This is a genomic window from Alteromonas sp. IB21 (assembly GCF_016405965.1).
Classification (GTDB): Bacteria; Pseudomonadota; Gammaproteobacteria; order Enterobacterales; family Alteromonadaceae; genus Alteromonas.
This window is the reverse complement of record NZ_JAEFCD010000018.1, coordinates 43,803-58,618: the sequence shown is the minus strand read 5'-3', so window position 1 is coordinate 58,618 and position 14,816 is coordinate 43,803. Positions and strand designations below refer to the sequence as shown.

The following is a 14,816-nucleotide window of genomic DNA, read 5'->3' as shown; positions in this document are numbered from 1 at the left end:
TTCATTCGCCGGAAAGTACGGATTACAATTTAGTGTGAGATTACTTCTACTAAAATCAGAATGTGGAAAAAGAGTTATGCAGACCTCAGTTACCTATCTATATAACAGTAAAATCATTTTCTTTTGCGGCTAAGATAAAGCTTCTCTGCGGTAATTATCAGAAACAAGCCCGCTAATGACGTCCAAATTACGATGCTATCCGTTTTCACCTTAACGACGATGAAAGCTATCAGTACAATTAAATCTAATGTAATGGCGGTTAACAGTATAAACCGGTTGGCAGAAATTTCTTTACGCAGGTAGTTTAGTACGCCCCAGTGAATCGCAATATCCATCAGCAGATAGAAAATCACACCCAAAGAAGCGATTCTGCTTAAATCAAAAAATATCGTTAACGTCATAGCAAGGACTATTGTATATACCAGCGTGTGTTTTTGGATATTTCCTGGCATACCAAAATGGCTGTGTGGTACAAGCTCCATGTCAGTTAGCATCGCTAACATACGCGATACAGCGAATACACTTGCGATGACGCCTGACACGGTAGCAATTATCGCAAAACCGACTGTTATCCAAAGTCCATATTGTCCGAAGGCTGGTTTTGCTGCTTCTGCCAATGCATAATCGCGCGCTGCGACGATCTCCTGGATTGATAGGTTTGTTCCAACTGCTGCGGCAACTAATAGGTATATGAAAATACAAATCGCAATTGAAATGACTATTGCGCGACCCACGTTTTTACGTGGATTTTCGATTTCACCGCCACTATTTGTTATTGTAGTAAAGCCTTTAAATGCCAATACGGCTAGCGCGACGGCCCCCAGAAAGTCAACAATCGAAGCGTCGGTCGTTTGAACAAAAGTGTCAACAACTCCTCTTTGGGCCGCATATATTCCTCCAGACGCTAATACCGCCAATCCTAAAGCTTTGGCGATTCCCATTACAAATGAAATAGATTGGATAGCCTTATTACTCATAATGTTTATGAAAAAGGCAAAGATCAATACTGCTACACCTAACGCTGGGACAAACCAATCGTTGGGTTTTGTATAAATTATTTGTACGGTATATTGACCAAATGTCCGCGCAACTAAGCTTTCATTAATTACCATTGAAAAGTACATGAGTAATGCAAAAACCGCAGTGGCAGTCCCCTTGCCATAAGCTTTTTGTAAAAACATGGCAATCCCTCCTGCAGAAGGATAAGCATTGGATAACTTCACGTAGGAATACGCGCTTGCTGATGTGATCATTGCCGCTATGATAAAGGCTAATGGGAACCACTCGCGGGCCAATTCAGCCACTTGTCCGGTCAAAGCAAAGATACCTGCACCGATCATGACACCTGTACCCATTGCAACCGCGCCAATAAGACTGAGACTTCCTTCTTTGTAATTTGACTTGTGTTGGTGCTTCCTCACAACCTCACTCCATAGTTTATGAATCCAATGAAAGGCTTATAATTCGTGCGCTCGGTTAATACCATGTGCCATTATTTTAATCTCTTGTTGTTCGGTTTCTAAAATAGAATCAAGTAGTTCTATTTGATGCCCAACGACCATTTGCTTCCTTAGATACGAAAATAATTCGATAATTTGTTGATGGCGTTTCATAACGTGCTCTATGACCTGTTCATAAGTAGTGCAATCATCTAGGTTAGGCGGACACAGTAAAGGTATGTCAGGCTTATCGTTTATGTACTCAACAAAATAAGTATCCAATTCTCCGGTTTTACCTAAGTTTTTGAAGGCTAAGATCAGCTTACTTAGGTGGTTTTCATGCATTGCGAGATAATCGAGTACAAGTTTGTTCAAATCTGTCTTCTTACAACAGCAATGCAGTTGTTCAGCGAGAGCCTGATGGTAATTAGCTGTCCACTCTAAAATGTCACTGAATTGCTCAATTTGCATTTGTTTTTCCTCGAAATAACGATAACTGCTAAGTTAGGATACCGAACATAAGTAATTAACTCATGACGCTGCTATTACTGGTTGATTACATGTTTGTAATATTCCTCATGAATAATATTCTGGAGCAGCAATTGTCGAGCAGCTGATTAGAAAACCAAAAGCTAAATCTTTCACTTAAAAGGCTGAAAAAGCTGCGAGATATAATTTTGTGGGTAATTAGGTTGACTACCAATTCCTAGCTCGCCATCACATGGTGAGGGTCGTTCATTAGAATTGGTGACGAAAGTGCCAAGGAGGTGATCCCATAGATGCGTAAACAACCCAAAATTAACGTCACCTTTGGTACCGTCTTTTAAGTGATGATGTCGGTGACCTGGAGCAACAGCCCAAACATATTTTAGCGGGCCAAGCCGCATATCAACGTTAGAGTGTTGCAACAGCAATTGTATGGCAGCACTAAACCCTAACAATGCGCCTATTTCTAAGGGCATACCTATCAAAAGTAATGGGAGTGTACCTGCATTTAGTTCAATCGCTTGGTGAAGGGGATGCTTTAACAATCCATTGAACCCGTACATTCGTTCAACGCTATGATGAACCGCGTGTAAGCGCCAAAGCACTTTGTATTTATGACTAAAATAATGTGCCATCGTTATCCCAAAGTCAGCGACAATGATGGCAAAGCCAAGTTGCACTAGTAGTGGCCAATGGTGTGGCCAAATACTGAAGTGGGGCACTATCGCGGTCATAATTGGGATAAACGCGACCGTGAGTGCCAAAGAGCCTTCATTAACAATGGCATGCACTATATCTCGCCCGAAATCGCCCTGCGGTCTATTCCATGCTTTTTCATATGGTAGCCATTTCTCAGCTGCAAAAGATACGACGATGGCGAATAAAAGCAGGGGTATAAGCCAAGCTGGAGATCTTGTGTTTTGGGAAATACTGGTTGCAACAAAGATAAAGCTTAAAAAAAATAATGGACTGAACATCCATTGGACCAACGTTCTCATAGTATTTACACATTCGCGTTTTTATTGATGCGTATATTATTCCCTAGTCAAACTTGATTCGGCTTGTATCAAACGGCTAATTACTGTGAATTTTAATGGTGTGCGGTTTGAATAACGAGGAAGGTGCAAATCCAAACAGCTGTTTAAACGTTTTACTCATATGAGGTAAGTCAGAAAAACCCGAAGCATGGGCAGCCTCAGTCAATGTTGCTGACTTACTCAGTTGTTCTATTGCGGCGCGCACACGCCACCAGACAATAAAACGACTAATAGGTATACCCACTTCTTGCTTAAAAAGATGTGTGAGACGACTTGGGGACAAGAAAACCTTCGATGATAAAAACGCCATATCGATTGCACAACCTCGCTGCGAAGCAATAATGTCGATGACCGCTCGTACCCGTTTATCCTCTGGGCGCGATGAAAGCGCAGGACTGTAGACTAGCCCTACCGCTTTATTTACTGTTTTCCACACTTTGTCGATATCGACGTCAGTAAATAGATGCTTAGAAATGTATCCCAATTCTTTACCAGTAAGCGGCAGAGTATTAATTCCATCACTCCTGGTTTGACGCAAGGCAGTGAGAAATTGTTGGTTATGCCTATCCTCAGGCTCTAAATAGATGACTACAATTTGATCATCCTGCGCAAAAAGCTTGTGAGGGACATCTTCGAAAATCACAATACATTGTCCGGTGTGAATACTTTGTGCCTTGTAATCTTGAACCGAGATGTCTCTGTCTAAACCAATGCAAATTTGGACTGCATGATGTGCATGAACATCATTATCAGGACTGACTCCGATGTAAATCGCTTTGTAGGGCCACAAATGAATATGCATGGCTGACTCATTATCAAAAGTTCAGGCTAGTATTTTTTGCTTCACAAATCTATACACATGACGAATGTTAGCCGATAGATACAAGTTAAGGTGAGCGCCCGCTATGAAATTGTATGCTTCTTACACTTTTAAGTGTGTAAATAATTTAAAATGCCACAGTCCCTAATGGTTTTGTTTTGATCACACTTTGACGCCATATTTTCGAGTGATGACTTTAATGCGTTTAGCTCTTTAATGCGAATAATGACGTCTGATAAATGCTTAGCTATTAACGTATTGATATTTGAACAGCTCTGATCTGGCCTCGAACGACTGTCCATTAGCGTTTTTACTTCCATGATAGACATATCTAATGAACGACACTGTTTGATAAACAGGAGTTGTTCAATAGTCCCCTTGTCGTAGACACGATAATTTCCACTTGAGCGCTTAAGCTCAGGCAAGAGCCCCTTCTTTTCATAAAAACGAATGGTATGAATACTACAACCTGTCGTCTTTGCGACATCACCAATTTTCATTTTTTTCTCCTAACCGTTGACTCTATACCAAGTATAGACTTTATACTCATACTATTCATCAGTAAAGAGTGTGTTTCTAATGAGCGGATGTGGGTGCGAAGTTGAAATAAAAGACCAGTCTCAACGACAGGTTTTGTATTGGCTTTTGGGAATAAACGCGACAATGTTTGTTATAGAAATGGGGATCGGGTTGCTTGCTGATTCAACCGCATTAATAGCCGATTCACTTGATATGCTCGCCGACGCAGTTGTCTATGGTGTTGCCCTTTATGCTATTGGTAAATCGCTATTGCACAAAGCCAATGCGGCTAGAATTAGCGGCTTTTTTCAGATGGCACTGGGTGTGTTGATTATCATTGATATTGTAAGACGGTCAATTTACGGTAGCGAACCTGTATCGGGACTAATGATGGCTATGGGGGCAGTTGCACTGGTTGCTAATGTCATTTGTCTTGTGATCATACGCAAACAAAGAAATGAAGAAGTGCATATGCGGGCAAGCTGGATATTTTCAGCCAACGATGTGATTGCCAACTTAGGTGTTATCTTTGCTGGCGTTTTGGTGTTTTGGCTCGATTCTCGATGGCCTGATCTGGTTATCGGTGTGATAGTTTCGTGCGTTGTGTTGCGCGGGGCAAAAATGATCCTCGAAGATGCTGGAAATGAAAGACAGCGAGCGCTTAATGCGCAAAGTTGATAAGAAAATGCCAATTTTTAATTGCACATCAAAACTGCGTAGGTTGGCATGGCTACTTATTACTTTGCTCATGTGTCAATCGGGCTTTTCGTTCGCCGCTCAATGCGATGACTACCCTGCGGAGGTATCGTCAGTCCCTGAACAATCAAAGTCGATAGGCACTTATGATGTTCCCGAAAAAAATGTAAATGCTGGTGATAATACGTCGAGTGAAGAGTCTAAGTGTTTCCATTGTGTGCTGTGTCAATGTGGACAGATTAAGTTTCTGGCACAACACCCAATAAATGACGTATCTAAACCGTTATATACCAATCAATACAGTTATTCCCGCAACGTCACTGACGGCCTAGTCGAAGGCCTTTTGCGCCCACCTCAACATTAATCCATTCCCTCCTATATGTTTGCATGGGTGCTTTCCATGTATGTCGTTATCTTATGAACAAAAGGTTCTTTTATGAGTTCTTCACGCCCATTGGGCATAAAAAAAGCTAGCTCAGCGTATCTGAAATTGATATCTGCTGCACTGGTAACCATGAGCATATCTGTTCAATCTGCCAATGCGCAAAAGTCTTCAATCACGCTTGAAAATGCGCTCAAACGCACATTATCAAACAACCCAGATTTAGTTGTGTTCGAATTTAAATCTTCGGCTTTGGATGGTGAATCAAAAATGGCCAGCTTACGACCTGAAATGTCTGTTGGGGTTGAAGTTGAAAATGTGTTGGGAACAGGCGAAGTGTCTGGTATCAAAGATGCCGAATTGACACTGACCTTATCGTCGGTCATCGAGCTTGGAGATAAAGTCAGCGGCCGAATGAATGTGGTGAGTTCAAAAAAAGCACAACTGCTTACACAACGGCGCATTCGTACGCTGGACATCTTGGGTGAAACAACTCGACGATATATCAATGTCATTGTCCAACAAGCGTTGCACAAGACTGAGCAACGAGCTGAAATGCTGGCTCGCACAATGCTTCAGACAGTCTCTACACGGGTTGAAGCGGGGGCTTCTTCACCACTTGAGAAAAAACGTGCAGAGTCAGCGTTGTCGCAGGCGCGTTTGTCGTTATTGATAAGTGAACAAAAACTCAATGAGTATAAACGCGACCTGGCCATCATGTGGGGTGACACTAACGCTGCGTTTGCGGAAGTTGAAGGGACACTGTTATCGTTTCCAAATTCACTATCACTTGAACATATGCTTTCACAGCTTCAAAGCAATCCACACGTTCTGCTTTATGCTGATAACTATCGGGTACAAGAGGCCAGATTGAGAGTGGTTCAGGCCAGTCAGCAGTTCGACATTGCGTGGGAAGCCGGTATCCGAAGAATGCAGGGAATTAATGACACAGCGTTAGTCGCCAGTATTTCGGTGCCGTTAAATACCAAGCAGCGGAATCTAGGAGAATACGAACAACAGCGCGCATTGCTTGACAGTATCGACTATCAAAAACAAGCGAAAATTCGTGAACTCACTCGCCAATTAAATCAAGTCATTAGTGCAAAAGATCAAGCCTTGCTCACTGTTACGACCCTTCAAGACAATGTCGTTCCCACATTGGAATCTGCATTGAAATTGGCGCGGGATGGCTATGAAAGTGGTCGCTACAACTATATAGAGTGGGTGACAACGCAACAGCAACTCATAGATATGCAACGAACACTGATAAAAGCCGCAGGCTTAGTCCACCTTCGAAGCGCAGATCTAGAGGCACTTACGGGAATTCCCGTGTTTTCTGACTCTCCCTCGACGTCTGCTCAATCATCAGAATTACTAGAGAAAAAATAATGAATACATCACAATTTACATTACTCACTAGCGCACGTGACTTGCTTGGCGTGTTAGCCATGCTACTTACTTTACTGTTTGCTACTGTCGCCCTGGCTGATGATGACGATGAGGAAGCCGAAGAAAGACCCGAGTACGTAGTGTTATCTCAAGAACGGATGCTTGAACACGATATCGTGACTGCTTCAGCCGCGTCAGGATCATTATCGCTCACAACCAGAACATTTGGGCGGATAGTTCATGATCCTGCGTCACTGAGTCATATTCGTGCCCGCTTCGACGGTGTTGTAAAACGTATCATGGTGAATATTGGAGATAAAGTAGAAAAAGGTGACACGCTGGCAATCATTGAGTCAAACGAGAGTTTAAATCAATACTCAATCACCTCACCGATGTCTGGAAAAATCATAGCTAGACACGCCAATGATGGTGAGCTCACCAACGGTCAAGTGCTGCTTTCTGTTGCTAATTACTCTCGCGCAATTGCTCAATTGGCTATTTTCCCCAAACAACGTACTCATATTGCCGCTGATATGGAAGTCACTTTAAGGCTTGAGGAATTGCAGCAACAATCAAGTATAAGCCACATTACGTCCTCACCGGATGACAAACCCTATTCTATCGCGTTTGTGAACGTTGATAATGGCAGTGGTTATTGGCCTTTAGGCGCTATGGTAGAGGGTTATATTCAGATTGGTTTCCAAGAAGTCAATCTGGCACTCCCCAAAAGTTCAATACAAGAGTTAGATGGGCAAACCATTGTTTTTGTCAAAGAAGGGGAACGATTTTACCCCCGCCAAGTAAAACTTGGGAACACGGACAACCGTTTAGTAGAGATTGTGAAGGGCGTTCAAATAGGCCAGCAAGTCGTTGTAGAAAATAGCTATCTACTAAAAGCTGATTTATTAAAAATGGAGGCGGGCGATGATGACTAATTACCTGCGCATTTATTGTCAAAAGCAAAGCCAAGTCCATAAAAACGGTGAGGTGAGAGCATGATTGCACGAATACTCCGTCTGTCGATTGAGCGCCGTGGTGTCATGATGTTGTTCGCCTTGTTTGTCGCCTTTTTTGGTATGTACAGTTACAAACAACTGCCGATTGATGCTGTGCCTGATATCACCAACGTGCAAGTGCAGATAAATACCGCAACCCCAGGTTACTCGCCTTTGGAGACTGAGCAACGCATAACGTTTATAGTTGAAACCTCGCTGGCCGGTTTGCCTAATTTATCGTATACCCGCTCGATATCACGCTATGGTTTGTCGCAAGTCACAGTCGTGTTTAAAGAGGGCACTGATTTATATTTCGCACGAAATCTCGTCAACGAGCGTCTCACCGCCATCGCGGCGCAATTGCCAACAGGGTTAACCCCTGAAATGGGCCCTATCGCCACAGGCTTGGGTGAAATTTACATGTACTCGTTAAGTGCTGAGCCTCAGGCGCGACAGGACAACGGTCAACCCTATGATGCTATGGCATTAAGGGAGATCCATGATTGGGTAGTTAAGCCCCAATTGTCGCTTGTTGAGGGGGTGACCGAGGTTTATGCGATAGGCGGATTTGAAAAGCAATATCATGTGAATCCTAATCCAGTCGCAATGATAAACTTTGGGATAAGTACAGGTGACCTTCTCAGTGCGCTAGAACGCAACAATGCGAATCAAGGCGCTGGTTTTGTAGAACAAAATGGGCAACAAGTACTGATCAGATCGGAAGCCCAACTGAAGGGCATCGACGATATCGGCCAGGTGGTTGTTAAGATCATTGATGGCGTACCGGTAAAAATTCAAGACATCGCCCAAATCAACCTCGGTAAAGAGCTGCGCTCTGGAGCCGGCACGTTAAATGGGCAAGAAACAGTGATTGGCACGACAATGATGTTAGTGGGAGAAAACTCTCGTACGGTCGCCAAAGCTGTGGACAGTAAGCTCGAAACCATTAAAACAAGCTTACCCGAGGGCGTTATCCTTGAAGCGGTTTACGATAGAACAAGCCTCGTTGACAAAACCATCGACACAGTACAGAAAAACCTCGTCGAGGGCGCTTTACTTGTCATCGTTGTGCTATTCGTTTTGCTTGGGAATGTGCGAGCTGCACTTATTACCGCCGCTGTAATACCCTTGGCAATGCTTGCCACGATATCGGGCATGGTCAAAACCGATGTGTCTGCTAACTTGATGAGTTTAGGCGCACTGGATTTTGGCTTGATTGTCGATGGCGCAGTTATCATTGTTGAAAACTGTATCAGACGATTATCCGAATCCCAGAAACAAAACGGCGCTACTCTACCGCTCAAAGAAAGGCTGAATGTTGTTTATGAAGCCACTAATGAAGTCATACGCCCCAGTTTGTTTGGTGTATTGATCATTACCATTGTTTATATCCCCTTGTTCACGCTCACTGGCGTCGAGGGTAAAATGTTCCACCCCATGGCAGCGACCGTGATAATGGCTTTGCTTGCCGCAATGGTATTTTGTTTTACCGTAGTGCCTGCGGCGATAGCGATTTTCATGAGAGGAAATATTAGCGAAAAAGAAAACCCGATTATTAAAGGTGCAAAGGCAGTCTATCGTCCTGTTTTAACCGGAGCGCTGCGTTTTAGATGGCTAGTGGTAGTAGCAGCGAGTGCTTTGGTTGTCGGCAGTTTATGGATGGGCAGTAAATTAGGCTCGGAGTTTATTCCTCAGCTCAATGAAGGTGATATCTTAGTACAAGCCATTAGGATCCCTGGGACCGGGGTAGAACAAGCAGTTGAAATGCAAAAAACTCTTGAAGCGAAACTTATGCAGTATAAGCAAGTACAGACGGTATTCGGTCGCACGGGTACGGGTGAGGTCGCCACCGATCCTATGCCGCCAAACATTACTGATACGTTTGTTATTTTAAAACCTCGGGAGCAATGGCCCGATCCATCAATGACAAAAGCTGAGTTAGTGGAAACGTTTGAAGAGGACTTGTTTACTTTGCCCGGCAATAATTATGAATTTACCCAACCTATACAAATGCGTTTTAATGAATTGATTAGTGGCGTAAGGGCAGATTTGGGGATAAAGCTATTTGGGGATGACTTAGATACCCTCTTTGCATCTGCTTCTGACATTTTGTCCGTTATTTCAACGATTGAAGGGGCTGATGACGCGAGGCTTGAGCAGGTAGAAGGCATTCCAATCTTCACCGTCACACCAAAGCCTGATCAATTGGCACGCTTTGGTTTGGATATAGCGGACTTGCAGTTATGGCTCAATGCTGCGACAGGTGGAAAAACCGCTGGAATGATTTTTGAGGGCGACAGACGCTTTGAAATTGTCGTGCGATATGCCGACGACATTCGAAATGAACTCACTCAGCTTGAGACCATTCCCATAGTCACGCCCTCTGGTGAGCATGTACCAATAAGCGAATTAGCCACACTGGCATTTAAAGAAGTACCTAGCCAAATAAGCCGGGAAAATGGCAAACGTAGTATTGTTGTCACAGCAAATGTGCGTGACAGAGATATTGGCACTTTTGTTGAGGAAGCTCAGGCGAGAATTAATGATGAAGTAAATTTACCTGCTGGTTATTGGCTCGACTATGGTGGAACCTTTGAGCAGCTCGAAAGTGCGAGTCAGCGATTGACGATTGTGGTACCGGTTACGTTGTTTGTGATTTTGACAATGCTGGTAATTGCGTTTGGTTCTATACGCGATGCGTTAATTATCTTCACAGGTATCCCTTTGGCATTAACAGGCGGTGTAATGTCTCTTTGGTTAAGGGATATGCCTTTATCCATATCCGCGTCTGTAGGTTTTATCGCGTTGTCTGGGATTGCCGTATTAAACGGATTGGTAATGCTGTCATTCATCAAGCAACGTTTGCTAGAAACCGGAGAATTAGTGAATAGCATTGTTGAAGGGGCTCTTATTCGCTTGCGTCCGGTATTAATGACAGCATTAGTTGCAAGCCTTGGATTTGTGCCCATGGCGCTCAATACAGGGATAGGAGCAGAAGTACAAAGACCGTTGGCCACTGTTGTGATTGGCGGCATTTTGTCCTCGACACTGCTTACTTTGGTTGTTCTACCAGTTCTCTACAGAATAGTGTATGGGAGACATTTAACTAAATTGGCGATTAATCACGCTAGTTAATACTGGTTATGGAGAAGGTCGATTCCTAGTATCGACCTTTGAAATACAAGCGCTGGAAAGTAATAGTTGATGGTGTCATTGGTTTTTTTGTAACTAAATCGATAATACTATTAAGAAAATGAATAGGACGCTCCAAGCAACTACATTAGATATGTGGGAGGGGCTTTATGAACTTTAGTAAAGCAGCAAAACATCATGTGTTTAAAAAGTTAAATCATGCACAGTCACAATCATAGTCACGACCATTCACATGGACGTTCGAGTGATGCGTCAAAGCGTATTGGTTGGGCGTTTTTCCTAAATGTGGTGTTCACCATTATCGAGTTTATTGGTGGCTGGCTAACGAACAGTACCGCTATTATGGCGGACGCTGTTCATGATTTAGGCGATAGTTTATCTATTGGCACCTCATGGGGCTTAAACAAGCTCAGTGAAAAAGATGCTAATCGTACATTTTCCTATGGTTATAAACGGTTTTCACTGCTGGGCGCATTAATTAACGGCGTTGTGCTGACTATTGGTTCCGTTTGGATACTATTTGAAGCCATTCCCAGACTGGCTGATCCTGAAATGCCCCAGGCTGAAGGGATGTTGTTATTGTCAATCTTTGGTATAGCAGTAAACGGTTATGCTGCCTACAAACTCAGTGAAGGAAATTCTCTTAATGAGCGCGTGCTCAATTGGCACCTACTCGAAGATGTCCTGGGTTGGGTGGCCGTATTTATCGTATCGATTGTATTGATGTTCAAGCCTTGGGCGATTTTAGATCCCATTTTATCCATCGGTTTTACCTTATTTATTCTTTTCAATGTGATCCGTAATTTAAAACAAACCTTACTGTTGTTTTTGCAAGCCACGCCCGATAAAGCGCAACTTGAACACATCCGAGATGATTTGTTATCAAATGAACACGTCAGTGACTTACACCATTTTCATATTTGGTCTCTCGATGGCGAGCGCAATGTGATGACCGTTCACTTAGTCTTAGTTGGAGATGTGACCACAGAGCATATTCAAACGCTTAAAAATGACGTACAGGGCTCACTCAAGAAATATAATTTTGAGCATACGACAGTCGAGTTTGAGTTTGCAGATGAACAATGCCGTGACGAGGCGTAAAGCAATTGATAGACTACTGAAGATGAAAAAACTTAAACGAACAAGCTACATCATGATCATGCTGATTGTATTTCAGTCGTTTTCTGCTGTCGCTAATTCATTGGATTTTCATGCAATAGACACTGAGCACCTGCAATACGAGCATGATCATGCCGAGCATAGCAGCGACGCTTCGGTAAGCCCTGAAATAGATATCAGTAAAGATGACGCAAAGGGGCACCATAATCCTGCCGATTGCCACCACTGCGGACACTGCCACGGCTCACATGCCCAATGGGTAAGTCATCACAGCATCAATAACCTTAATGAGGTCGCGTCCGGCCACAACTTCAACTATTTGGATGCCGTCTTAGACGCAGCCATTAACCGCCTATTACGACCACCCAAATACACGTCCTAAAACCTCTTTAGATTACGTCGCATTCAAACGTTCATGCGATGTTCGCTTTTAATAGACAATTAGGACTTCACTATGAAACCGTCTTTTTTAATTGGGCGTGCCCGTGCTATCACGTGCCTGCTTATATTCGGTCTGCCCATTATCGCCCAAGCCGAGTCTTCGGTATGGACTAACGTGCGCTCATACGAGCCAAAAACACCGCTAATGCGTGAAAGCATTACCCTTGAAGATGCGATCAAACGCACATTGGCAGATAACCCAAATTTGCATGAGTTTGAATTCAGACAACAAGTGTTGGCGGGTGAAACAAAAACAGCAGGCTTAAAACCCGGTTTGATCGCCGGTGTTGAGCTTGAAAACTTTTTAGGAACAGGTGAGGTATCTGGCCTTAAAGAGCTTGAGATGACGCTTACTTTGTCATCAGTGATACAGCTCGACAACAAACCTGCCGCCAGGCTGGGTGTGCTTTCAGCGCGCAGGGAGCAACAAGATGTTGAAAAGAAAATCCGCACTTTGGACTTACTCGGTGAACTTAACCGCCGCTACATTCACGTGCTGTCGCTCCAAGCGTTATTGGCCGTGACCAAGGAAGCTGAAGCACTGGCGAGATATACCCTTGAGGCCGTGTCCAAAAGAGTGGAAGCCGGTGCATCGCCGCTACTTGACCAAAAAAGGGCGCTATCAGCACTTGCTCAATCCCAACTTGATGTTGACGTGACCAAGCAAAACCTTCGCTTTGCCATACGCAGTTTAGCGATCATGTGGGGAGAGCCAAATCCAAGCTTTAGGCGAGTAGAGGGTAAACTCTTTGTCTTCCAAGAAACAGCTTCCTTTAATGCACTGTCAATGGCTATTCAAAACAGCCCACATATTGACTTGTTTGCGCAGCAAAGCCGCGTTCAATCAGCCCAACTTCGCTTAGTGCAAGCAGGCAACAGGCCAGACATTGAGTGGTCAGCCGGTATCCGCCGGATACAAGGTATCGATGAGACTGCGTTTGTCGCCGGGGTGAGTGTGCCGCTGTTTCAGAAACAGCGCAATCTAGGTGAATATGAAGCACAAAAAGCACGGCTTGATTTGATTGAACAACAAAAACAAAGCGACGTGCGAAATCTATTGCATTCAGTCAACCAAGCGCTGGGTGAGCAACAACGTGCGTTATTGGAGGTTGAATCGATCCAGCAAAACGTCATTCCACCGCTTAAAGACGCGCTGAACTTAGTTGAAAACGCGTATTTGGATGGACGATTTAGCTATCTGGAATGGGTCTCGACACGGCAGGAGTTTTTAAACACTCGCTTAGCGTTAATCAACGCGGCTACGCAAGTCCATCTTAGCAGCGCTGAAATAGAAGCGCTGACGGGTATTTCCCTCATAACTCAGCGCACCGCCAATCCATCAAGCGATGGAACGGCTGGTAATGCGCATTTCGATAAGAAGTAATGACGATGAACAAATTAAACATTTTCCGCAAATTAACACACCTAACGCCCTTGGCCACTACCTTAATGCTAGTAATTCATAGCACCGCGCTATTTGCGGGTGAAGATGACCATGGTGAAGAAGGTCACTCGGATGAAGTGGTGACAATGAGCACCACAACAGCAACGAAAAATGGGATCACAACTGTACAAGCCTTTCCAGGAGAACTTGCTGTTTCAACCACGCTTTACGGTCGAATTAGTGCCGATCCCGCCTCACTTAGCCATATTCGTGCACGATTTAATGGCGTGATAAAAAGCGTTAACGTCAACATAGGTGACAAGGTAAAAAAAGGCGATGTGCTAGCGATTGTCGAGTCGAATGAAAGTTTAAAAAGCTATTCGATTACCTCGCCCTTTGATGGCAGTGTGATTGCCAGGCATGCAAACAACGGTGAGCTGTCTAACGGACAGGTGCTATTTTCGTTGGCTAACTATAAAAACGTCTGGGCGCAGCTGACCGTATTTTCACAGCAACTGGGTGAAATCAAAGTCGGCCAACGTGTTGGACTTAGCCATGCTGATTTTAGTCAAGTCACGACTATCGCTTACCTAACACCGTCGGTAGATGGCAGCCCTCACTCGCTTGCCAACGTTGCACTTGATAATAGTGACGGTTACTGGCCGTTAGGTACCTTGGTGAAAGCAAAGGTGACCACTGCCACTCAAGCCGCGAGTCTCCTTGTACCCGTCTCTGCGGTTCAAGAATACGAAGACAATCAAGTGGTGTTTGTTCAGCATTATGACGAATACACACCTCGCCCCGTCAAACTTGGCATGTCGGATGGAACGCGTGTTGAAGTGCTCCTAGGGCTTACCGAAGGCGAGTCCGTAGTTGCGACCAATAGCTATTTGATTAAAGCAGACTTAGAGAAATCGGAGGCGGGTCATGATCACTAACGCCTCTATCAACAGTCT

The 14,816-nt window shown here is 44.1% G+C and carries 14 protein-coding genes; 9 read left to right on the top strand and 5 right to left on the bottom strand.

Annotated features, from left to right (window positions below):
• Positions 1-113: 113 nt before the first annotated feature.
• The 5 genes from JC525_RS12990 to cadR form a co-directional block, all read right to left on the bottom strand.
• Positions 114-1,421 carry an APC family permease gene (locus JC525_RS12990; RefSeq protein ID WP_198816220.1) on the bottom strand — a complete coding sequence of 436 codons (1,308 nt, stop codon included), beginning with the start codon at positions 1,419-1,421 and terminating at the stop codon, positions 114-116.
• A 36-nt stretch (positions 1,422-1,457) separates the two neighbouring features.
• Positions 1,458-1,910, bottom strand: a complete 453-nt coding sequence (locus tag JC525_RS12985; protein ID WP_198816219.1) for a hypothetical protein — start codon at positions 1,908-1,910, stop codon at positions 1,458-1,460.
• Between the two features lie 170 nt (positions 1,911-2,080).
• Entirely contained in the window at positions 2,081-2,923 is an 843-nt protein-coding gene (locus JC525_RS12980) for a sterol desaturase family protein (protein WP_198816218.1), read from the bottom strand.
• A gap of 76 nt (positions 2,924-2,999) precedes the next feature.
• Positions 3,000-3,764, bottom strand: coding sequence for a helix-turn-helix transcriptional regulator (locus tag JC525_RS12975; RefSeq protein ID WP_052806655.1), 765 nt, complete (start codon positions 3,762-3,764; stop codon positions 3,000-3,002).
• Between the two features lie 128 nt (positions 3,765-3,892).
• A complete protein-coding gene (cadR, locus tag JC525_RS12970; protein ID WP_198816217.1) occupies positions 3,893-4,282 on the bottom strand; it encodes a Cd(II)/Pb(II)-responsive transcriptional regulator in 390 nt (129 codons plus the stop codon).
• Positions 4,283-4,361: 79 nt separating this feature from the next.
• Here cadR and JC525_RS12965 point away from each other — a divergent pair, with 79 nt between their 5' ends.
• From JC525_RS12965 to JC525_RS12925, 9 genes are all read left to right on the top strand, one after another.
• Complete coding sequence (locus JC525_RS12965; RefSeq protein ID WP_015065928.1) at positions 4,362-4,979, top strand: cation transporter; 618 nt, start codon at positions 4,362-4,364, stop codon at positions 4,977-4,979.
• Positions 4,966-5,361 carry a hypothetical protein gene (locus JC525_RS12960; RefSeq protein ID WP_004588585.1) on the top strand — a complete coding sequence of 132 codons (396 nt, stop codon included), beginning with the start codon at positions 4,966-4,968 and terminating at the stop codon, positions 5,359-5,361. Before JC525_RS12965 ends, JC525_RS12960 begins: the two co-directional genes overlap by 14 nt.
• A 72-nt stretch (positions 5,362-5,433) precedes the next feature.
• Positions 5,434-6,768, top strand: a complete 1,335-nt coding sequence (locus JC525_RS12955) for a TolC family protein (protein WP_029937684.1) — start codon at positions 5,434-5,436, stop codon at positions 6,766-6,768.
• A complete protein-coding gene (locus tag JC525_RS12950) occupies positions 6,768-7,703 on the top strand; it encodes an efflux RND transporter periplasmic adaptor subunit (protein WP_015065925.1) in 936 nt (311 codons plus the stop codon). The genes JC525_RS12955 and JC525_RS12950 overlap by 1 nt, the downstream gene beginning before the upstream one ends.
• A 60-nt stretch (positions 7,704-7,763) precedes the next feature.
• A complete protein-coding gene (locus JC525_RS12945) occupies positions 7,764-10,898 on the top strand; it encodes a CusA/CzcA family heavy metal efflux RND transporter (RefSeq protein ID WP_198816216.1) in 3,135 nt (1,044 codons plus the stop codon).
• Positions 10,899-11,114: 216 nt separating this feature from the next.
• A complete protein-coding gene (locus JC525_RS12940; RefSeq protein ID WP_198816215.1) occupies positions 11,115-12,017 on the top strand; it encodes a cation diffusion facilitator family transporter in 903 nt (300 codons plus the stop codon).
• Positions 12,018-12,039: 22 nt separating this feature from the next.
• On the top strand, positions 12,040-12,417 hold the full coding sequence (locus tag JC525_RS12935) for a hypothetical protein (protein ID WP_198816214.1): 378 nt from the start codon (positions 12,040-12,042) through the stop codon (positions 12,415-12,417).
• Positions 12,418-12,489: 72 nt separating this feature from the next.
• Entirely contained in the window at positions 12,490-13,860 is a 1,371-nt protein-coding gene (locus JC525_RS12930; protein ID WP_198816213.1) for a TolC family protein, read from the top strand.
• Between the two features lie 5 nt (positions 13,861-13,865).
• Entirely contained in the window at positions 13,866-14,798 is a 933-nt protein-coding gene (locus tag JC525_RS12925) for an efflux RND transporter periplasmic adaptor subunit (RefSeq protein WP_233095183.1), read from the top strand.
• Positions 14,799-14,816: the final 18 nt, after the last annotated feature.